Origin of the sequence: Telmatobacter sp. DSM 110680 (assembly GCF_039994875.1) — a bacterium.
In the GTDB taxonomy this organism is placed as follows: domain Bacteria; phylum Acidobacteriota; class Terriglobia; order Terriglobales; family Acidobacteriaceae; genus Telmatobacter.
On the sequence record NZ_CP121196.1, the window covers coordinates 3,681,326 to 3,702,745 of the forward strand.

Below are 21,420 nucleotides of genomic sequence, written 5' to 3' on the forward strand. Positions count from 1 at the left end.
CTCAGACGATAAGTCCGTGGGGTAAGCGGTGGAAGGATCTGCTGCTTCCGTCGACCGCCTACGGAACAATCGCCTTACGGAATCCCCACGATCTTGTGCGTTTGCAAACTGAGCCTCCACTTTGGATGCTCGAGGCAATATCGCACTGCCAGCTCGGTATTCGCTATCCGCTCCGGCCCATCCATCGGCTGCAGAAAGAAATTGCGAAACTCCAGTACCTCAAACTCCGGCGGCTGAGCATTTAATTGCGGAAACACCAGCTTCAACTCATCGCCGGTCTTCTGCACCAGCGGCGCACCCGCTTTGGGACTCACACATATCCAGTCAATCCCCGCCGGCGCTTCCACTGTCCCATTGGTTTCTACCGCAACTTCAAAATCGCGCTCATGCAGGGCATCGATCAGCACCCGGTCCAATTGCAGTAATGGCTCGCCCCCAGTGCACACCACGAACCGAGTTCCGTCCGTTCCACGACCAGGCCATTTCGCGACAATCGCCTCAGCCAGATCTTCCGCAATTTCAAATTTGCCTCCGCCTTCACCGTCCACGCCCACAAACTGCGTATCGCAAAACTGGCAGATCGCCGACGCTCGATCGCTCTCACGCCCCGACCACAAATTGCATCCCGCAAATCGGCAAAATACCGCTGCCCGCCCCGCCTGAGCGCCCTCGCCTTGCAGCGTATAAAAAATCTCTTTCACCGCATAGCTCATCGCCGCACCGCATCGGGATAGGGCAGGGGATCGTCAATCCCGTTTTCGCGAAATCCTTTTCGCCTCAGGAAACAAGAGTCGCATTGTCCGCACGGCTTGCCATCCGGCGCAGGATCGTAACAACTGCTCGTCAATGCGTAATCCACTCCGAGTTCCAATCCTTTTCGAATAATCTGCGCTTTCGTAAGTTGCATGAGTGGGCTGTGGATTATAAGTTTCTGTCGCTCTTCCACTCCGGCTTTTGTGGCGAGGTTCGCCATCGTTTCAAAGGCACGAATGAACTCCGGCCGGCAGTCTGGATATCCGCTGTAATCCAGTGCATTCACGCCGATAAACACGTCGCTCGCGCCTAATACCTCCGCCCACGCCAGCGCAAACGAGAGAAAGATTGTGTTCCGCGCCGGTACATAGGTCACGGGTATGCCATGCTCGATTTCCGCGCTGTCGCGCCCCTTCGGCACATCGATATCGTCTGTCAGTGCCGACCCGCCAAACACGCGCAGATCGATGGTCGCAATCCTATGTTGTGCAAGGCCTAACCCGCGCGCTAGCCGCTTTGCTGCTTCCAACTCAAAGCTGTGGCGCTGCCCATATGCGAACGAAAGTGCGTTTACTTCAAAGCCTTCACTCGCCGCAATCGCCGCAACGGTGGCCGAGTCAAGGCCACCACTGAGTAGCACGACCGCTGGCTTTTTCGGTTCAGGATTATTTTTTCTGCTTGAAATCAAAACCACCTCCGTTTAAGAATAGCTAACCCGCTTCCGTTCTGAGAGCCGCTCTCCCCTCCTCACTCTCTCAATTCTCCTTGATTGCTTGGCATCTGGATTTCGCTGTTCGCATCCAAAAAACCCTGGGCCCCTTAATCCGGAGGTCTTCTATGCGTAGCCAGAGTATCCCCGCTCTGCCTTTATTGTTTGCGCTCGCTTCATTGTTCGTCACACCCTGGATGCTTAACGCACAGCCATCCGGCGGTGTTACTGGTGACCCCACCGATCCAGTTATCTCCTCACGTGCAGCCAACAGTTTGCCGTCGAACCTCGCTTCAGGAACGACCGGCAGCGACCGCTCACTCCCGCAACCTGGAGATTCAGCAACGATCGCAACCACGCAGGTCAAGTTGTCGCTCAAAGCTCTCAACGATCTGCTCGAGGAATATCGGAAAACGGGAGATCGTCCGTCAGAAGCGCATACACTCGGCGCCATTGCCAGTTCATACAACGCGCTCCACCAGCAACAGAAGGCAGTCCAACTATTTCAGGCAGAACTTAATCTGTGGTGCGCACTCGATGACAAGAAGAACGAAGCTACAACTCTCGCACATCTCGGGGATGTCTATCGCGAATGGGGATTCCCCGATCAAGCGATTCACTTCTACCGCGAGGCCCTCAAAACCGATCCTGACCCAGGCGGCAAGCTTGAGCAAGCGGCTATCTTCAACAACCTGGGTTTGGCCTATTTCGCGCTCCGCGACAAGAAAAAATGCCTTGAATATCTAGATCAATCGCTCGCGATATATCGCGCAGCGCAGAATCCTCTGGGGCAAGCACGTGCCCTTACCAACCTGGGTTCGACCTACGGGTTCCTGATCAACGACCCACATAAGGCAATCGACTATTTTCAAGAAGCAGTCACAAGACTAGAGTTACTCAATGACCGATCGACTGAAGCAAACGCGCTCGAATTGATGGGCGGAGTATGGCTCAAACTGCAAATGCAGGATATGGCTGTGGAGAGCTACCACCGCGCTCTCTTCCTTTTCGAACGCATAGGCGATGCACAAGGAGAAGCCTCCGTACGTAAACAATTAAGTGCTGTAGGGGATAACGATTCAATTGCCTCCGCACGCTGAATTTCCGCGCGACCAATCCCGCAGAGACTTCGCCGCACATTCGAGGATCCGTAACCCTGCGGTAGGGGCACAGCGCCATATTTTGCTGGAGGCTAATAGCGAACAACTCCTCCGCGCCCGTTAGAATAGACTTCGCGCATCTCATGAAAGTCTTTCTCACAGGCGCCACCGGATTCGTAGGCCATCACGTTGCCAAAGCTCTCGTCGCTCAGGGAGCTGATCTCCGCCTCCTCGTTCGCAAGTCCAGCAATCTGTCCAACCTCGATGGCATTCCCGGCGATACCGTGGTTGGCGATCTCTCCAAGCCGGACTCGTATGCCCCCGCGCTTGCCGGATGCGACGCCGTCCTCCACGTTGCCGCGGACTACCGCCTGTGGGTCCGGGACCCGGACGAAATGTACCGCGCCAACGTAGACGGTACCCGCGATCTGCTTAAACTCGCCCGCGAAGCCCGCGTCGGCCGCGTTGTCTACACCTCATCCGTGGCCACCATGGCCTTCCGCAAAGATGGCATCGTCGTCAACGAAGACACGCCCGTCACAATCGACGATATGGTTGGTCACTACAAGCGGTCGAAATTTCTAGCCGAACAGCAGGCAATCGCCGCCGCACAGGACGGTCAGCAGGTCATTATTCTTAACCCCACCACGCCCATCGGTCCCAACGATGCCAAGCCCACGCCTACTGGCCGAATCTTCGTCGACTTTCTGAATAGAAAATTCCCCGCGTATGTCGACACCGGCCTCAACCTCGTCGACGTCAATGAAATCGCGCGAACCCACGTTGCTGCTCTGTCAGTCGGAAAGCCCGGTCGCCGCTACATCCTCGGTGGCGAGAACCTCACCCTCAAGCAGATCCTCGACAAGATGTCCGCCATTACCGGTATCCCCTCGCCGACGACGAAAATCCCCTTCGCCATCGCCGCCGCCTACGCCTTTTTCGAGGAGACGATTACCGGAAAAATTCGTGGCAAAGAACCCCGTGCAACATTGGAGGAAGTGCGGATGGGCCGCAAAAAGATGTTTGCCTCCTCAGCTCGCGCCCAGCAGGAATTAGGCTTCCGCATCATCCCCGTCTACCCCGCCATGCGCGCCGCCATTGAATGGTTCCGTGCCAACGGCTACGCCCCATGACCCGAGTCGCCATCATCGCCGCTATGTCCGGCGAACTGAAACCCCTTGTCCACGGTTGGCCACACTCCACTCGCGGCACCATCCAATTTTGGGCCCAGCGCACTGAAGAAGAAGAGTGGATTGCCGCCTGTGCTGGAGCCGGACTCGCCGCCGCCACCCGCGCTTTCGCCGGGATCGAGGACGGCGGGCCCATCGACCTCGTCATCTCTGTCGGCTGGGCGGGCGCCCTCACCCCCGAAGTCGCGGCTGGCAGCGCTCACAATTGTGCCGGCGTCATCGATGCCCGAACCGGTGAGCGCTTCAACTGCGACGCCCATGCCGGAAAGCTCTGGCTCGCCACCAGTCCCCGCGTAGCCGACGAGACCGAAAAACGCCGCCTCGCCACCACCTACAAAACGTCCCTTGTCGACATGGAAGCCGCCGCCATCGCCCGACTCGCTGCCATGCGCAGCATTCCCTTCTATGCGATCAAAGGCGTAAGTGATCCCCTCGACGCTAAAATGCCTGATTTCAATCGTTTCATCGGCCACGACGGCCAGTTTCAAACCGCGAAGTTTGTTCTTTTTGCTCTCCTTCGACCTTGGATATGGCCTGTACTCGTCCGAATGGGCGAAAATAGTAGAAAGGCTTCCCAAAGCATTGCGGAGCGGCTCCACGAACTCCTGAGAGAATGACGAACTCCTGGGCGAATCACAACTTAATCATGAGTGAGGTCACACCAGCACGGATGGCTACCCAAACTACCAACGCCGCCAGCAACATCGCCACCCGGATCCCCACAACTATGCGCGCCGTAGTCTATCGCGGCATCAACGACATGCGTGTCGAGACCGTCCCGGTGCCCGCCGTCGGCCCCGGCGAACTCCTCGTCAAGGTTGCTACCTGCGGCATCTGCGGAACGGACCTTAAGAAAATTCATACCGGTTCCCATTCCGCACCTCGCATTTTCGGTCACGAAATGTCCGGCACCGTGGTCGCCGTCGGCAAGGGCGTAACCCGCTACCAGGGCGGCGAACGCGTAGTCGTCCACCATCACGTTCCCTGCGGTGAGTGTTTCTATTGCCGTAAAGGTACCCCCGCCCAATGCCCGCTGTATAAAAAGGTCGGCGTTACGGCCGGTTTCGAACCGTCCGGCGGCGGGTTCGCGGAGTATATTCGCGTGATGGATTGGGTCGCCTCAAGCTGCGGCGTGGTTCCCATTCCCGACGACGTTCCCTTCGAACAGGCCGCCTTCGTTGAGCCCGTCAACACCGTGCTCAAGGGTGTAAAGATGCTCAACCTGCACGCAGACGACACCGTTCTCGTAATCGGCCAGGGCCCCATCGGCCTCATGCACGCCGTTCTCGCCGGCCGCACCGGCGCCCGTGTGCTCACATCCGATCTCTATCCCGAACGCCATGCCATCGCCGCCAAATTTGGACTGAAGAATCCTATTCATGCGGGCAGCGAAAATGTCGTTGAACGCGTCCTTGCAGAGACTGAAGGCCGCGGAGCCGATGCCGTTATCCTCGCCGTCGGCGGCAACGCTCTTATCAAGACCGCTATGGATGCGGCACGCTGCGGAGGAAAGGTGATGCTTTTTGCCCAAACCCAACGCGGAGAAGCAACTTTTGATCCCGGCGTGGTTTGTATGGACGAGAAGACCCTCATGGGGTCCTACTCGTCTTCCTTCGACATTCTCAATGAAGTTACAGACTTGGTCTTCGCCGGTTACCGCAACGGATTTGACCTGACGCAACTCATCTCGCATCGTTTTCCGCTTGAGCAAGCTGTACCGGCAATCGATGTCGCATCGCACCCCAAAGCTGACTCGATGAAGATTATGATTGAGCCCGTCTCCGGTACAGGAGCAAAGTAAATGCCAAACCCGGTTAAACCCGGTCGCCCGACAGTCGAGGACGTACTCCAGGTCGGCAAAAGTACCGTCGGGGATGTGCTCCAGATCGGCCGTAACACCGTGGAGGAAGTTCTCCACGTTGGCCGCAGCACGGTCGAAGAGGTCATCCAGGTTGGCCGCAATACCCTCGAGTCCGCGCGCCAGCTTCGCCAGGCAACCATGCAGGCCGCAGTACTCCACGGCCGCCAGGACATTCGCATTGAAGATGTGCCTGTGCCTCGCGCAGAAGCCGGCGAACTCATCGTACGCGTCGGCGCCGCACTTACTTGCGGAACCGACCTCAAAGTCTTTCGTCGCGGGTACCATGCCCGCATGATCGTCCCGCCCGCTCTCTTCGGCCACGAGCTCGCCGGAACCGTCGTCGAGGCTGGAGCGGGAGTCGAAGGCTTCCCCAACGGCAGTCGTGTCGTCGCTCTCAACTCCGCTCCCTGCGGCCAGTGCTACTTCTGCAAGCGCGGGCAGGAGAATCTCTGCGACGACCTGCTCTTCAACAATGGCGCCTACGCCGAGTTCATCCGGATTCCTGCACGCATCGTTGCCAAAAACACGCTCATTGTTCCTGACCATGTTCCGCTTGAGCACGCGGCTCTCACTGAACCTCTCGCTTGCGCCGTTCATGGCTTTCTCGATTCCAACCCGCATCCTGAAGACACGGTCGCAGTAATCGGCGGAGGCCCGTTAGGCCTGATGATGGTCCACGTAGCCGCCCTCTCCGGCTGCAACGTTATCTCGATCGTCAAACACGATGGCCAGGTAGAAGCAGCGAGACAGTTGGGAGCAGCGCACATCATCAAGTCTTCGTCGATTCAGAAAGCGATCCGCGAGACTCGAGCACTCACGCCAAATAATCGTGGCGTCGACATCGCCATTGAAGCCGTCGGTGTTCCTGAAGCATGGGAGGAAGCCGTTGAAATGGTGCGCAAGGGTGGCACCGTGAACTTTTTTGGTGGATGCGCGGTAGGAACACGTGTCACGCTCGATACCAACCGCATCCACTACAGCGACATCACACTACGCGCGACGTTCCACCACACCCCGGCCATCTGCCGCAAAGCCCTTGAACTGATTGCCGGTGGTCGTTTCCAGGCAAGCGCCTTCATCACCGGCCACGCTCACCTCTACGAACTCAATCGCGTGTTTGAGAAGCTGATGAACCGCAGCAGCGAAATCAAAACCGCCATCGTTCCATAATGACGCGTGCCTGCTTCATAAAACTGTCATCCTAAGCCGAGCATCTTGAGGCTCCGCAGACGATAGTCTGTGGGGTGAGTGGAGCGAAGGATCTGCTGATGTTTTTCGATCGAGGCCAGAGCAAAATCCAGTCGTGCCGCAAGCGCAATAGAATTGAATGGGCCTCAGCCCCTAAGGGAACTGCCGCGGAAGCAACCATGGCACAGCTTGTATCAGGGCACGACTTTAGTCATGCCGTAAAAACGCAATAAAATCGAGTGAGGGCTTTAGCCCCTGAGGGAAGCGTGGAGTTTTCGCAACAAACTGCCGAAGGAGAATCAGAACAGGAATCCCTCCTCGCCCTCGGATGGTCCGCCCTCCCAGCCAGCTACCGCATTCCCGACAAAACCCCCACCCTCGCAGAAGCGCGCGCCTGGTGCAAGAACCTCGCCGAAACCCACTACGAGAACTTCCACGTAGCCTCATGGTTCCTGCCGGAAGCCCTGCGCCCGCACTTCCACGCCATCTACGCCTACTGCCGCGTCTCCGATGACCTCGGCGACGAAGTTGGCAACACCGCCCAATCTCTCGCTCTCCTCGACCTCTGGGGACGCGAACTCGATGCCTGCTATGAAGGCCGTGCGCGTCACCCCGTCTTCGTCGCCTTAGCCGAGACGATCCGCGCCTGCAACATCCCCAAACAGCCCTTCGCCGATCTGCTCACCGCGTTCCGCCAAGACCAGATCGTCACGCGCTACGCCAACATGGGGGAGGTCTTGCAGTACTGCCGCTACTCCGCCAACCCCGTTGGCCGTCTAGTCCTCTACACTTGCGGCTACACCGACGAAGAGCGCTTCCGTCTTTCTGACGCAACCTGTTCAGCCCTGCAGCTTGCCAACTTCTGGCAGGACGTCCGTGTGGACTTCGCCAAGAATCGCGTCTACATTCCTCAAGATGATATGCAACGTTTCGGCGTGACAGACGCGACCATCCAGCAGGGAATCGCGACCCCCGAATTCCGCTTGCTCCTCAAGCACGAAGTTGAATATGCGCGCAGCCTCTTTCACCAGGGCCTGCCTCTCATCAACATGGTCAATCGCGATCTCGCTCTCGACCTCGATCTCTTCAGCCGCGGCGGCCTAGAAATCCTCAACGCCATCGAGCGCCAGGACTATGATGTCCTCAGCGCCAGGCCAGCCATTTCCAAACGGACGAAATTAGGCTTGGTACTCCGCGCCTTGAGCGGAAAATTTGTACCGTTCCTGCGTTCGGGACCCAAAGGGAAAGCGGCCAGACCCCAGTGACGACGCAAGAGATGCCCGAAGCTATAACACTGGACGCCGCGTACTCAACATGCAGGGCAATCGCCAGACGCGAAGCCAAGAATTTCTACTACGCATTCGTCGCCCTCCCCGAGCCGCGCCGCAACGCCATCTGCGCCATCTACGCCTTCATGCGTAAGGCCGACGACCTCTCCGACGACGAAAGTATTCCGCGCGAACAGCGCCGCATGAATCTTGAGCAGTGGCAAGCAGCATGGCGCCGCGCGTCGCAAACCGGCGCAACGCAAGACCCTGTATTTATCGCCGTCCGCGACGCGACACAGCGCTACAAAATACCTCTAAGCCTTCTCGACGAACTCATCGTCGGCACCACCTCTGATCTCAAAGCCAATCCGGCAGACGCGCCCGATACGTACGCAACCTTCGCCGATCTCTACCAGTACTGCTATCTCGTCGCATCCGTAGTCGGCCTCGTTTGCATTCGCATCTTCGGCTACACCGACCCTGCTGCAGAGAAGCTTGCCGAAGAAACCGGCGTAGCCTTCCAACTCACCAACATCCTCCGCGATGTAGCCGAAGACGCCGAACGAGGGCGCGTCTATCTCCCTCTCGAAGATCTCGCCGCTCACAATGTGACGCTCGACTCAATCCTGCATCGCAAGGATGGCGCACCTCCATCCGCGAATGAGTGCGCTCTTCTCGCCGAAATTGGCAAGCGCGCAGAGGGCTACTACGCATCCGCGGCCAGGCTGCTTCCGCTCATCGATCGTGAGAGCCGCCCCGCGTTGTGGGTATTGGTAAGGATTTATCGCGGCCTGCTGAGGCGAATCCGCCGCGCAGACTACGACGTCTTTTCGCGTCGCATCAGCGTCCCAACCTTTCAGAAACTAGAAATCCTGGCTGTAGGCATGGCCAAACTCGCCATCGCCCGTCTGTCCCCATAGCGCTCAAAATCTCCTCCGCTGTGTCATCCTGAGCGGAGCAGCTTGGGGCCTCGCAGACGTAGTCTGTGGAGTTAGCGCAGCGAAGGATCTGCTTTTGCTTTTGTTTTCTTAGTTCAATTCACGAGGAGCACGTGCCGAAAGCACGACAACAACTGGAACCCCGAACCGTGACCGTCATCGGCGGCGGCGTGTCCGGTATGAGCGCTGCCTGCGCCCTCGCCGAAGCCGGCTACCGCGTGCAACTCGTCGAGCGCCGAGGTTACCTCGGCGGTCGCGCCTCATCCTACCTGCATCCTGGCGTCAACGAAGTCATCGACAACTGCCAGCATGTCCTCTTCGGCTGCTGCACCAACCTCATCGGTTTCTACAAGCGCGTCGGCGTAGAGAACAAAATCCACTGGACTACAGAAATGACGATGATCGAGCCCGGCGGCCGCCGCTCGATGCTCGGTCCATCCTCGCTGCCCGCTCCGCTCCACGGATTGCCAAAATTGCTTAGCGCCCACGCCTTCACATTGGCGGACAAGATTTCTCTGGCACGAGCATTTCGCGCCATGATGAAGCCTGTCGAGGACGAACGAGAATCACTAGCGAACTGGCTCCGTCGCCACAAGCAGACCCCCAGCGCCGTCGAGCGTTTCTGGCGCCTCGTAATCGCCAGCGCACTCAACGCCGATCTCGACGCCATCGCCGTCCCCTACGCCGCGAAAGTCATTCGCGAACTCTTCATGAACTCCCCCCAAGCCGGCGCGATGGGAATGAGCTCGGTTCCCCTGAGCGAACTTTACGGCGGAGCTGCACAGTTTCTGAAAGATCGCGGAGCGGAACTCCATTTCAACACCAACGTTGAGTCCGCGGAGTGGAAGGAGCAGGCCTCGCAGTGGACGATCCACACGCGCACTGGCACACTCGTCTCTGAATTCCTCATCATTGCGCTGCCCTTTGAAGCCATGCAGAGGCTCCTGCCGCATCTTCCTGTCGCGCCGGGCAGCGAAAAACTCGCGCAGCAAATCCAAAGATTTGAACACTGGCCCATCTGCAGCGTCCACCTCTGGTTCGATCGCGAAATCACCAACCTACCGCATGCTGTCCTGCTCGACCGCGAGATCCACTGGATGTACAACAAGAGCGTCCTGCAACCATGGCGCAAATCCAAAGGTAGCTATCTAGAACTTGTACAGTCCGCATCAAGAAAATTCGCCGCCCTCGAACGCCAGCAAGCGATCGATCAAGCTTTAGGGGAGCTAGCCGAATTCTTCCCGGCAATCAAAGAAGCCAAGGTAGAGAAAGCCGCCCTCATCAAAGAAGTGCGCGCTACCTTCGGCGTGCCTCCGGGGATCGACAGACTCAGGCCGCCATCAACGTCCCCATGGCCAAACTGCTTCCTCGCAGGCGATTGGATCGCCACCGGCTGGCCTTCCACCATGGAGAGTGCAGCTCGCTCCGGTCACTTGGCCGCCGAAGCGCTCTCCGCCAGCAGAATCGAAGACTGCCGCTTCCTCGAACCCGACCTCGAGCCACAAGGCTTGATGCGCTGGCTGTAATCAGTGGGTGTCGGCTAAAGATCGCAAGTCTTCGAGAGACTTGCAAACGCGGATTCTTAACGCCGGCTCCTGAATCGTGTGTGCTAGGCGGACATCGGAGTCAAAATCATCCACATCACCGTAGGCCGTCTGAACGATGCGCGATTGCTCTTCGGTCAGCTTCCAACGCTTCTTGGAAGAGTCGAACATTGCACGCTGATATTCATGAACAGACAGAGAGCCTTTGAGATAATCGCTCATGAGTCGAAGAAAGTAGAGTACGTCAAGCTCGGAAGTTTCGGTCATAAGTCAGTCTTTTACTCGGCTGCTTTTCAATGCGCCAGAAAATAAACCCCCACACAAACCAGCACCGCCGCCGTCCATCGCCGCCGGTCCACCTTCTCGCGCAGAAACAACTGTGCAGCCACGGTATTCGTGACCAGCGTCAGCGAAGCCGCCGCCGGCCCCACCAGGCTCAGGTTCATATGATTCAGCGCAAACAGCAGCGAGAAGAACGCCACCGCCATGAAAAAGATTCCGCCCACAAACAGCGGGGAAGTTACCACCGCTTTGATCGCGCCGCCCAGCCCACTCTTTGCGCGAATATCATCTAGGTCGCCCATCGACTTCATCGCGGCAGCCGTCAGCACTTCGCCCGTAGACGAAGTAATCACGATCGTCGCAATCATTCCGGCGGCCTTCCACAACGACGCTTGCGCCAACACGTTTGCCACAATCATCGACCGGCCTCTTCCGTATCCGGAAGTACTTCCCGCGCAATGATCGCGTTCATTGGGGGAGTCGTGTTCGCCGGACCATGCGCGACAAACGCGACGCCCACCGTGATCATCACGATCCCGATCCACCGCATGTATGAAATATTTTCATGCAGCCAGTAGTGCGCCAGCAGCGCTACAAATACGTTGCCCAGCGCAGTTGCCGGCATCACAAAGGTCAGATCAGCCCACGATAGCGCCGTCAGGTAGCTGGCGAAATATCCAATCAGCAACGCGATCCCTAACGCGATCCATGGAGTGAACACCGCTCCGATCAGCGTCAGCGGATGCGCGACTGAGATCGGCGGAAGGCTCGTCATTCCGCGCGAAAGGGAAGCGTCGCCCAGCGGCACGCTCACCGAAACGAACGCCAAAATCAGATACTGATTGAAAGTGAGCCGATGATTAGCCATTCGTTCTGCTGCGGCATCCTTTCCCGCAAAAGAAATGGAGGGCAGACGCTGCGCGCCGCCCTCCAATGTTTGGTGCCCTTGAATGCTAAAGCGCCCTACGCGCCTGCGTTCACCGGTGCAGTGGGCTTAGCGGGCTGACTGCGTTTCTGCTTGACCGCCTTGTTGCGCTCCGCGCGAAGCTTCATAAATGCTTTCGCCTCAACGTAAAGCCGCGGCACGTCGCGGTTCACGATCGCCTTCCACACCACGCGGAACGCCGCCTTCGGACGGAAGTAGTACTCGTCATAGAAGCGGTGCACCATCTCCATCACGTAGTCGACCGGCAGCCCCGGATACTCGATGTGCGCCATCTGGTGTCCGCCGCCGTCTTCCATCTTCTCGTTGGTGATGAAGCCGTTGGCCTTGGCGTAGTCGTAGAATTCGGTACCCGGATAGGCGTGCGCAATCGACACCTGTATCGTTTCGCAGTCCAGGGTCTTCGCAAAGTTGATCGTGTTGCGGATCGACTCCTTCGTCTCGCCCGGCAGCCCGAGAATAAAGTCGCCGTGAATCACGAGGCCGAGGTCGTTGCAGTCCTTCGCAAAGGCCCGCGCACGTTCAACCGTCGCGCCCTTCTTGATGTTCTTGAGGATCTGCGGATCGCCCGATTCGAATCCCACGATCAACAGCCGGCATCCTGCATCCTTCATAGCCTTCAGCGTGTCGCGGTCTGTTGTAACTCTGGAGGTACAGCTCCACGTAATCCCGAGCGGCTTGAGCTTTTCGCAAAGCTCGATGGTGCGGCCCTTCTGAATGTTGAAGGTGTCGTCATCGAAGAAGAATTCCTTCACGTGCGGGAAGTTCTCATGCGCCCACTTCAACTCCGCAGCCACGTCGTCCGTCGAGCGCTTGCGCCACGCGTGTCCGCTCAACGTCTGCGGCCACAGGCAGAAAGTGCATTGCGCCGGGCATCCGCGCGTCGAATAAAGCGCGATATACGGATGCAGCAGGAACGGCACGTTGTACTTCGTCACGTCCATGTCCCGCTTGTAAATCTTCGTCGCCCACGGCATCGCGTCAAGGTCTTCCACCTGCGGGCGATCGGGGTTGTGGATGATCTTTCCATCCTTCTTGTAGCTGATCCCCAGAATCTCGCTCAGCGGCTTGCCTTGGGCAAACTCCACCACGGAGAAGTCGAATTCGCGGCGGCAAATGAAATCCAGCACGCTGCACTCGTTCAATGCGCGATCCGGATCAGTGGTCACCGGCGGTCCGACGAACGCGACTCGAATCGATGGATTGGCGGACTTGATGGCTTCGGCCAAACGCTGATCGCCTTCCCAGCCCACTGTCGAAGTGAACAGAACGAGGAATTCGTAGTTCTTGCAAATCTTGATCGTCTCGTCCGCCGACACGTGATGTGGCGGCGCATCCAGCACGCGCGATCCTTCCAGCAGACCTGCTGGGTAGGTGAGCCAAACGGGGTACCAGTACGACTCGATTTCACGCGTAGCGGGCCAGCGCGAGCTTGCGCCTCCATCGAAATTCTCAAACGAAGGCGGGTTGAGGAAGAGTGTTTTCAGTGGCATAGGCATCCCCTCAATTCTAACATTTAGCGTGTTTTTACGCGGCTTTAAGGTGTGTATTGCTATGGTTACTTGGCCTTCAGTTCGTGCAGCCAGTCGTCCATGTGGCCCAGCGCACGCAGCAGGTTAAGACGCGCTTTTGCCAGCTCGAAACCTGCATCCAGTGCATCCTCATTCTTTTGCCCCGCATCGATCAGTGCCAGTTGCTCAGCCTTGGGGCTAGTTTGCGGCTGTGAGCCCGGCCCGGCCCCATTGCCTAACTCCAACTGCGTCAACACGGTCTTCAACTGCTCATCCGCGATCTGTTGTTTTAGACTCGCAATCTCTGCCTGGGTATCAAGTTCGCGAATACTTCCGCTAAGGTCAGCAATCGCAAGGTCGTTCTGCTTCTCCGCTTGCTCTGCTTCGACCGTTGACCGCAATGCATCGGCAGCCGATTCTTTGGCTCTAGCGCGCCGTCCCATGTCGAGAATCGGGATCTGAACGCCTATGCCTGAGGCGAAATTGTTCGCCGGCAGGCTGGTGGCAAAGTACTTGTTCACATCGTTCAGGATCGTTGTATTCCGGTTGTATTGCATGAAGAAGCGCAACTCAGGGAAATAACTTACCTCCCGATCTCCCTTGGCCTGCAGCATCTTCGACATCCCCACCAGCTGAGCGGCACGCACACCCGCAATATCCCGAGGCGGTTCCCCATGAACTTGCGGAATCTCTGGAATACTCGCGTGGTCGGCCTTGATCGAACCTTCAGGAAGTCCGGTAAGAATGGCTAGCTGCTTTTCCAGCACCGCTGCGCGCGCCTCAAGGTGCAGACGCTTCAGCTTAATTTCTGCCACCCAAAGCTTCGCCTGTAACATCTCACTCGTTGCATCTACGCCAGCTTCGGTCCGCTGCTGCTCAATATCCGCAAGACGCGTCGAGAATTGTTCCTGCTGGTGTACGGTATTGAGTTCTTGATTTACCGCATCAAGCTCGATGTACGCCGTCGAAGCATCTAGAGCTACCTGCTCGCGCGCATCCTTCAACCGCGCTGCTGCTGCCTGCACTCCAAATCGCGCAGCGTCGATGTATTTTTTTTGGGGAATACTGTAGACCAGCGACTGCACCGTCGCATTCCAGATGGATGGTGGCGATCCCGTGAAACCTACTTCCGGGAATACCGGCAATCCCGTCCCAACGTTCACTGAAGGAATAACCGCGTCCTTGCTCTCCGACAGTACCGCGTTCGCCTTATTCACATCGGCCATCGCGGCCCGCACCCCTGTGCTGTTCTTCTGCGCCAGGTCCACTACGGTCTTAAGGGACACTTGTGCGTGTCCTGCCGTGGCCGCACAGATCACTGCTATCGCGATCCCCGACCACACCCGCCCCACGCCGGAACGTGCATCTCTCGCCAATAATCCAAAGACCCTCAAAACGTCAGCCCCAATGCCGGTTTGTAATTGTGTGCCAGCTGCAAGGCCGCCGCTTTTGCCTGCAGCGCGCCATTCTTGTCACCCAACTGCGCCTTGAGCCGCGCCAGCCGCGTGTATGCCTCAAAGGCCGGACCTTCTTCCGTGTGCGGAAAATCTCGCAGGTATTCCTCCAGCATCTTCACCGCGAGCGGAAGGTTGCGCTTACTCCTCGCCAATACTGAAGATCCGTTGTATAGCGCAACACCCGCGTGACGGTCATGCTGCGCTGCTTTGTAGCCATTTTCGACTGCTGCGTCCATCTGGTCCCAGCGCTCGTGTTTACGATAAAAACTGGCGAGCGACATCCACCCGAACGCAGGATGATCGCCACTCATAGCCGCCAATCTAAACTCTCGCTCGGCCGCGCCAATATCCTTCTGGCTCTCAGCAATCCGCGCCAACAGAATGTGGGCACGCGCAGGATCCACCTTCTCGAGCGAGGGAACCAGTCCTCTCGCTTTATCAACGCCGCCGCCCACCACGCCTGGCGCCGAAGTATAAAACTCACCCAGATCCGCCATCGCTTCTCCGTTGCGCGGATCGAGGCTTACCGCTTGCTCAAACTCCGCCCGCGATCGCTTCGCCAGGTTGTATGCGCTTATGAATGAGGCATGATCTGCTTTCTCGCCTAATGCACGTCCCAGCCATAGGTGTTCGTTTGAACTCTGCCCGTCGAGCCTCAATCCCTGTTCGCATTCGTTCGCCGCATCGTCCCAGTTTTCCAGCATGAAGTGAACTCTGCAGCGTAGATTATGCGTCTCCGCAGACGACGGCAGGGAACTCAGCAGCGTCAGCGCCCGGTCCGCCTCGCCCGATTGCAGCGCGGCATTGGCCTGCGCAAGGCCATCCTTCGGCACATCCACCTTTGCAGACGTAAGCGCCGCGGCCAGCAAAGTGATTGCGAGTGCGCTCGTCACCGGACTCTCTTAATTGGGACATCTTCTTGAAGAGGCTGTCCGGTCGTGGTTCCCGTCGCGACCCAGTCGCCTACCTGCAGTCCGGAAAGAATGGCGACCTGCGTCAGATTCAGAGCGCCGGTCACCACATATGTCTTCTTCAACTCATCGCCATTAATCTTGAAGACATAAGTCTTGCCGTTTTCTGATCGCAGCGCCTCGCGAGGAATACTCAACGCATTTTCCTGGCTCGAGGTTGTCGCCGTCACCGTCACATGGGTCTCCGGCAACAATTGTCCATCCATATCGTCGATATGAATCAAAACCTCGCCGACGTTGCGTGTGCCTGAGTTGATGATCGTGATCGGGACGCGTTCAATTTTGCCGTGCCACACTTGACCCGGCTTGGCATCCCACTTGATCAGGATGGCCTGGCCCACGGCCAGCTTCCCAATCTCCGGCTCATCGAAATATGCACGTACCCGCTCCTGGTGCAGGTCAGCCATTTGCAGCAATAGTTTGCCTTGCTCCACAAACTCCGTTGCATTCACATTCAGGCTGTAAATTGTCCCTGCTGCAGGAGCATGCACTGACGACTCAGCAAGCACTTGCTGCGCCGCCTGCCTGCCCGCCTCCGCATCGCGCACCGCCGCCTGTGCCCGTGCCACTTCGGCAGGGGAGTAGCGGCTTTGTACCGCCGTTTCCGCAGCATGTAAGTTCGCTTCGGCGGTCGCCAGTCTTTGCCGTGCCGCTGCAACCTCGCTCGGAGCCGCAGCCCCGGTGGCACTTAACTTCACCAGCGCATCCACGTCACGTTGTGCCTGGTCGCGTTCTAATTTATTGCGAGCAACATCAGCAGTTGCCGCCTGCCGCTGTTCCAGTGTGCCGTTCTGCGTCGTTGCCTCCAAAGAGGCCTGAGCGGCCTTCACCGCACTGTCCGCACTGGCCAGCTTGGCGCGGGCATCAATATCATCTAGTTGCAGCAGGAGTTTGCCCACTGAAACCGTGTCGCCTGCCTGCACATAAACGGCCTTCACCAACGCCGGAATTGGAGCATGAACCTCGATAGGGTGAATGGGCTCAACGATTCCGTTGGTGCTGATGGTGCTCGCTAAAGGCTCCTGTGACACTTGAGCCGCATGCACGGGCAAGCGATCTCGCGTAAGAGATCGAGCGCCAAAATATACAAAAATAAGGATGACGACCGCACCCAACCAAAGCCATTTGCGGTCTAACTGCTTTCTTTCTGTAACCATGAAGGCGACCAAAGCCAGTATATAAGACTCATCACAAAGCCCTTAGGTGCAGAAATTTACAGGAATACGATGTAGAAACTTGCAGACCGCAGTGTTCATCCTGATCCCTCCTGCTCATCCCGGTCCCTCGTACAATATCTCTATGTCTTCTTCGCAACCGCGCTACACCGATGACCACGCCAAAGCCGGGCTCGACTTCGCCTTTCCCGCCATCGAGACCTGGCAGAATCAGTTTCCCGGCTACGAAATCGTTATCGACGACCCCGAATTGACCTCCGTCTGCCCCAAGACCGGACTGCCGGACTTCGGTTCGCTTTCCATCCGCTACATGCCACGCGGCCGCTGCCTCGAACTCAAATCGCTCAAGGAATACCTCTTCAGCTACCGCAACCTCGGCATCTTTCAGGAAAACATCGTCAACCAGGTCCTCGAAGACGTCGTAAAAGCCTGCGATCCCGTCTGGGCCGTGGTTCGTGGAGAATTCCGTCCCCGCGGCGGCATAGCCACTACCGTAGAAGCCCGCTGGCCCCGCCCCAAAGAGTGAGAGTCAAAAATCTGGCGGTCTCACCAGCAGCGAAGCGCGACGAAGTCGCAGGAACTGCCCCGAGATTTCAGATAGCAGAACGAAACCACGGCTGTCATCCAAGCTTCCGCACTGGGAACAGCGAACAGACTTCGATGAGCGCTTTGGCCTGAATACGTCGATTGAGGCAGGATGCCTCCAACAGAAGCCGTCTAGTTATTCAGCACCTTTGCGCGCCATTGCGGGAAGGCGCGGAGATCCTTGAAGGGCTGGCTGCATCAAGGCCGTTGAGTTTGGCCGAATCGATGGGAGAGTAGATCGCGGCAGCACGATTACCACCTGTGGCGGGACCCGCCAAGAGAGAGTTCCTTCGCCACAAGGCGACGAACTGAGAGTTCGCAAGCGATGTCCACCTAGGCGCCTCAGCGACTCTGAACCGAATCAGGTTCGAAGCGCAGAGCGTAAATATCGTCGCCGCCGACGTCGCGCAGCACCATCGGCGCATCGTCGAGGTCGAGACCGATCCACCCGTTGTAGTAGGAAGCGAAACGAAAGTCTTTCAGATCGACCACTTGCTCGACGACGCCTACTGCGGGCTTGACACGAAATATGCCAGTGTTAGCGCTCCCGTGAAGGAAGTAAAGGTATCCTCCGTGATGGGACCAGATGGGATAGTCGTTATCACCCTTCTGGACGCTCTTCCAGCGCTGAGTCTTGAAGTTGAATACGAACAGTTCTGTAGTGTAAATGTTTATGCCGCTCAGCCATTGTCCGTCCGGCGACCAGCGCGCGTTATCGAAGTCCTTCGAATCTGGAACGGTCGTGATGTGGTGTGTCGCCAAATCGTAGATCTTGATTTCCGACAGCGGCTCCTTGCCTGAGGAGTAGAACCAGCTCATCGCGATCTTCTTTCCGTCCGGCGACCAGGATGGATTGAGTTGCTCGTCAGGATCGTCCGCGAACAGCGGCTGCGGAACTCCACCCCGCGGAGAAATGAGATATACCTTGTCGAGGTCGTGCGCATCGCGACCGAAAACCAGAATCTTAGAGCCATCGGGTGACCAGCGAGTCTGAGTCGGATAAAACGGCGGGTTGGTGAGCCGAATAGGATCGCTGCCATCCCGGTTTGCACGCCAAAGAATACCTTCCGGATAGGTCACCCAAGCCACCGACCTGCCATCGGGAGAGAAATCAACGAACTCTGCTGAAATACCTCCGAAGAGTAGCTCGAGTTGGTGGGTCCGAGGACTGGCGCGCTCCAGCTGTCCGTTGAGAGTCACCCCCCGTTCAAAGATCTGCTTTCCATCTGTGCTGGGCATTGGTTCTCCCCAGCGCATCGGACCCGTCGTCAGCTGCGCGGGCTCTTTTGACGAGCGACGCAGAAAGCCGCGGCGCTCGTCCATCGCCCAAACCTGAGAGGGTGCAAACAATGGGTAGAACCTGGCCGGCTTTTGCCACTCGAGGAAAAGAAAGAAGCTTCCATCAGCGGTCCACCGGCCACAGCACATCATTGATCCTGTGCGCCAACCGGGCAGGAACTGGCGAAGACCTGAACCGTCGGCACCCATCTCGTAAATGCGGTCATCGTTATCGAATCGAATCAGACGGCCATCGGGCGACCAACTGATTCGATCCATCATCGCGTGGTTGGAACTCATTGCAACATGGGCGATCTTGTGACGGTCGGTACCATCTGCGGCAACTATCTCAATATCTCCGTTCCGACGGCTGTACACAACGGAACGAGCGTCCGGAGACCAGGCTGCCGAGATTACAGAGCCTGAAGCGAGCACCTGCTGGACATTTGCGACCGGGTCAACGCTCCACAGGCTCGGCTGCGAGTCATCAGGTCCAGGCAAATACCTCGAGAGAATGAGGATCCTGGCGCTATGAGGGGAAGCGTCGATCACCATCGGGTATCCGATGGACGTGGGAATCTTAACGATCGGGCCGCCAGAAGTCGAAAGCTGGCCGATGAATCGAGGGTCAGGATAGAAGCTCAGATACAGACGTGAGGCATCGATGGCAAAGAGCCCTTTGCGTCGGTTGTCATGAGTGAGCTGCGTGTAAGAAGAAATGTGCGGCGGTGGGAGCGGTCGACGCAGATTCCAGCCTTCGTAGACCATAACGCCCGCGATGGCGATCCCGAAGAAGAGCCAGAGAAGCGGATTTCGCCGCTGGTTTGTGGCTTCGGGAGTGGTGGATGCTTGCGAAGGTGAATCGACGGGCTCAACCGATTCTTGCAAAGCGGGGGGCACTTCGATCCCAAGCTTTGCAGGATCTATGTTCTCGTTTGCCGGCTGGATGATCCTTGTCCCGTTCGGCGATGCGCCAAGCAGACCGTCGGGCTCCTCACTGGCATCGACGTGGCAGATAAGCCGGTAGCCGACGGTTGCTACAGTCTCGATATAGCGCGGCTCGCGGACATCGTCGTCGAGCGCTTTGCGAAGCTTGAGCACGCTCCGCGCCACCGAGTTTTCGGTGACCGCTGCGTCGCCCCAGATGGCTTTGAGAAGTTCCTCTTTGGAGACGACACGCTGCGGATTGCGCAATAGAAGCAGAAGAACCCGGAAAGCCTTCGGTTCGATGGCCAGTATCTTGCCCTGACGGACGACGGAGTACTCGCTCTCGCGGACTTCAAGATCTCCGAAGCGAAAAACAAAGAGCTTATTCGCGGTCATAATTTCGTCAAGAAAAGGTCAGGCCGAAGTCAAGACAGGATCCGGTTTACATCTTAAGAATCGCCGCAGCCAATATCTGGCAAGGGGAAGATCCGAAACAACACGTTCAGGAGGCGATGGGAACATTATGCACATCCAGGAAGAACTACGCCAGAATGCGGCCTTGGCGACGATGGCGGCCGTCATCGCGCTATGGAGCGGGACAGGGTTGCCGGCGCAGGCGCAAAAGCTGGTGACCTTTGACGCACCCAATGCAAGCACCGCGGCCTATGCGGGGACAGAAGCCGCGGCTATCAACAACCGGGGAGCAATTACCGGAGATGTACAGGATGCCAATGGCGGCGTTCATGGCTACGTCCGCTCGGCCGAAGGGGATTATGTTGAGTTCGATGTTTCCGGGGCGAACTCGGCGCCGGGGGCCAACTGCCTCTACTACGCGGGAGGCACCTGCCCCCAGGCGATCAACGACCTGGGAGTCATCACGGGATTCTACGGAGATGCCAGCGGCGCGTTTCACGGGTTCGTGCGTAACGCGGGGGGAGAAATCTCAACCTTCGACGCGCCAGGCGCGGCGGGAGCTACGTTCGCGACGAGTATCAATGTGTGGGGAACGATCACCGGCTACTCATTTGACGAGGCCGGAACCGGACACGGCTTTGTACGGAAATCGGATGGCACGATCACGATGTTTGATGACTCCGAAGGCGGCACGGGGCCGGGTCTGGGCACCTTTCCCGATACCATCAACGATGAAGGCGCAATCGCCGGTGTGGTAGCGGATCCAGCGGGGTTTAACCACGGTTTTGTGCGCGGGCCGGAGGGCAAAGTCGCAAATTTCGATCCTCCGGGTGCGACCACTAGCCCGATCGGAACCGGCAATGTGCTGATCAACGATTTGGGTCTTGTAGCGGGCACGGTCTTTCGGGGCGCGTCGAACGTCAACTACGGTTTTGAAGGCGCCTGGGGACGAAAACTCCTGGACTTCGAGACGGAGCAGGCAGGCACCGGCAGCAACGAAGGGACAAATGTGAACGCTATGAACGTCTTTGGGACGACAGTAGGGTACGTGACAGACAGCAACGAAGAGAACCATACGTTTGTGCGCTATGCAAACGGGAAGGCGGTTGTATTTGATGTGCCGGGGCAGATGGCGGTGCCGGGATCGTTCTTTGGTTCGGCGGCGTATGGGATCAATGCGCGAGGGTTGGTAGCTGGGCGCTGGCACGACACGAACACTCTGCTCCACGCGTTTGTTTGGGTACCGTAGATCGCTGTGTTGGCGGTTTGGAACGAGGAACCGGGTCGGCGACAAGTCTGCGGATCATGGTCTTGCGAGTGCTTACT

At 57.7% G+C, this 21,420-nt stretch carries 20 protein-coding genes; 9 read left to right on the plus strand and 11 right to left on the minus strand.

Translation table 11 applies throughout. The features are described 5' to 3' along the window. Positions 1-74: 74 nt before the first annotated feature. Positions 75-713, minus strand: a complete 639-nt coding sequence (gene queE / locus P8935_RS15060; protein ID WP_348261120.1) for a 7-carboxy-7-deazaguanine synthase — start codon at positions 711-713, stop codon at positions 75-77. Then, positions 710-1,438: a 7-cyano-7-deazaguanine synthase QueC gene (queC, locus tag P8935_RS15065; RefSeq protein WP_348265339.1), complete on the minus strand. Its 729-nt coding sequence runs from the start codon at positions 1,436-1,438 to the stop codon at positions 710-712. The genes queE and queC overlap by 4 nt, the downstream gene beginning before the upstream one ends. Positions 1,439-1,590: 152 nt before the next feature. Between queC and P8935_RS15070 the strand changes: the two genes are divergently transcribed. Next, entirely contained in the window at positions 1,591-2,562 is a 972-nt protein-coding gene (locus P8935_RS15070; protein WP_348261121.1) for a tetratricopeptide repeat protein, read from the plus strand. Positions 2,563-2,705: 143 nt separating this feature from the next. Next, a complete protein-coding gene (gene hpnA, locus P8935_RS15075; protein ID WP_348261122.1) occupies positions 2,706-3,695 on the plus strand; it encodes a hopanoid-associated sugar epimerase in 990 nt (329 codons plus the stop codon). Here the strand turns inward: hpnA and P8935_RS15080 are convergent. Beyond that, on the minus strand, positions 3,683-4,240 hold the full coding sequence (locus tag P8935_RS15080) for a hypothetical protein (protein WP_348261123.1): 558 nt from the start codon (positions 4,238-4,240) through the stop codon (positions 3,683-3,685). The genes hpnA and P8935_RS15080 overlap by 13 nt on opposite strands. 182 nt (positions 4,241-4,422) lie before the next feature. On the opposite strand from P8935_RS15080, the gene P8935_RS15085 reads away from it, so the two are divergent. The 5 genes from P8935_RS15085 to hpnE all read left to right on the plus strand — a co-directional run bounded on the left by P8935_RS15085 (position 4,423) and on the right by hpnE (position 10,533). Beyond that, positions 4,423-5,553, plus strand: coding sequence for a zinc-dependent dehydrogenase (locus P8935_RS15085; protein ID WP_348261124.1), 1,131 nt, complete (start codon positions 4,423-4,425; stop codon positions 5,551-5,553). Further along, positions 5,554-6,783 (plus strand): zinc-binding dehydrogenase, encoded by a 1,230-nt coding sequence (locus tag P8935_RS15090; RefSeq protein WP_348261125.1) that lies wholly within the window; start codon positions 5,554-5,556, stop codon positions 6,781-6,783. Between the two features lie 284 nt (positions 6,784-7,067). Next, positions 7,068-8,066, plus strand: coding sequence for a squalene synthase HpnC (hpnC, locus tag P8935_RS15095; protein ID WP_348261126.1), 999 nt, complete (start codon positions 7,068-7,070; stop codon positions 8,064-8,066). 11 nt (positions 8,067-8,077) lie between these two features. Further along, the gene (locus P8935_RS15100; RefSeq protein ID WP_348261127.1) at positions 8,078-8,989 is read left to right on the plus strand and encodes a phytoene/squalene synthase family protein; all 912 of its coding nucleotides are present in this window, start codon (positions 8,078-8,080) and stop codon (positions 8,987-8,989) included. Between the two features lie 131 nt (positions 8,990-9,120). Next, positions 9,121-10,533 (plus strand): hydroxysqualene dehydroxylase HpnE, encoded by a 1,413-nt coding sequence (gene hpnE / locus P8935_RS15105; RefSeq protein ID WP_348261128.1) that lies wholly within the window; start codon positions 9,121-9,123, stop codon positions 10,531-10,533. Here the strand turns inward: hpnE and P8935_RS15110 are convergent, their stop codons facing one another. The 7 genes from P8935_RS15110 to P8935_RS15140 all read right to left on the minus strand — a co-directional run bounded on the left by P8935_RS15110 (position 10,534) and on the right by P8935_RS15140 (position 16,761). Then, positions 10,534-10,818, minus strand: a complete 285-nt coding sequence (locus P8935_RS15110; RefSeq protein WP_348261129.1) for a hypothetical protein — start codon at positions 10,816-10,818, stop codon at positions 10,534-10,536. A 26-nt stretch (positions 10,819-10,844) separates the two neighbouring features. Beyond that, a complete protein-coding gene (locus P8935_RS15115) occupies positions 10,845-11,252 on the minus strand; it encodes an EamA family transporter (protein ID WP_348261130.1) in 408 nt (135 codons plus the stop codon). Beyond that, positions 11,249-11,701, minus strand: coding sequence for an EamA family transporter (locus tag P8935_RS15120; RefSeq protein ID WP_348261131.1), 453 nt, complete (start codon positions 11,699-11,701; stop codon positions 11,249-11,251). Before P8935_RS15120 ends, P8935_RS15115 begins: the two co-directional genes overlap by 4 nt. Positions 11,702-11,796: 95 nt before the next feature. Further along, positions 11,797-13,269, minus strand: a complete 1,473-nt coding sequence (gene hpnJ, locus P8935_RS15125) for a hopanoid biosynthesis associated radical SAM protein HpnJ (RefSeq protein WP_348261132.1) — start codon at positions 13,267-13,269, stop codon at positions 11,797-11,799. Between the two features lie 65 nt (positions 13,270-13,334). Next, positions 13,335-14,573 (minus strand): TolC family protein, encoded by a 1,239-nt coding sequence (locus tag P8935_RS15130; RefSeq protein ID WP_348261133.1) that lies wholly within the window; start codon positions 14,571-14,573, stop codon positions 13,335-13,337. A 104-nt stretch (positions 14,574-14,677) separates the two neighbouring features. Further along, complete coding sequence (locus P8935_RS15135; RefSeq protein ID WP_348261134.1) at positions 14,678-15,637, minus strand: hypothetical protein; 960 nt, start codon at positions 15,635-15,637, stop codon at positions 14,678-14,680. Continuing rightward, positions 15,634-16,761, minus strand: coding sequence for an efflux RND transporter periplasmic adaptor subunit (locus P8935_RS15140; protein WP_348261135.1), 1,128 nt, complete (start codon positions 16,759-16,761; stop codon positions 15,634-15,636). The genes P8935_RS15135 and P8935_RS15140 overlap by 4 nt, the downstream gene beginning before the upstream one ends. Before the next feature lie 253 nt (positions 16,762-17,014). Between P8935_RS15140 and queF the strand changes: the two genes are divergently transcribed. Beyond that, the gene (queF, locus tag P8935_RS15145) at positions 17,015-17,416 is read left to right on the plus strand and encodes a preQ(1) synthase (RefSeq protein WP_348261136.1); all 402 of its coding nucleotides are present in this window, start codon (positions 17,015-17,017) and stop codon (positions 17,414-17,416) included. 401 nt (positions 17,417-17,817) lie between these two features. Here queF and P8935_RS15150 read toward each other — a convergent pair whose 3' ends face one another. Further along, a complete protein-coding gene (locus P8935_RS15150; RefSeq protein ID WP_348261137.1) occupies positions 17,818-20,076 on the minus strand; it encodes a winged helix-turn-helix domain-containing protein in 2,259 nt (752 codons plus the stop codon). A gap of 127 nt (positions 20,077-20,203) precedes the next feature. On the opposite strand from P8935_RS15150, the gene P8935_RS15155 reads away from it, so the two are divergent. Then, on the plus strand, positions 20,204-21,343 hold the full coding sequence (locus P8935_RS15155; protein WP_348261138.1) for a hypothetical protein: 1,140 nt from the start codon (positions 20,204-20,206) through the stop codon (positions 21,341-21,343). The last annotated feature ends 77 nt before the right edge of the window (positions 21,344-21,420 follow it).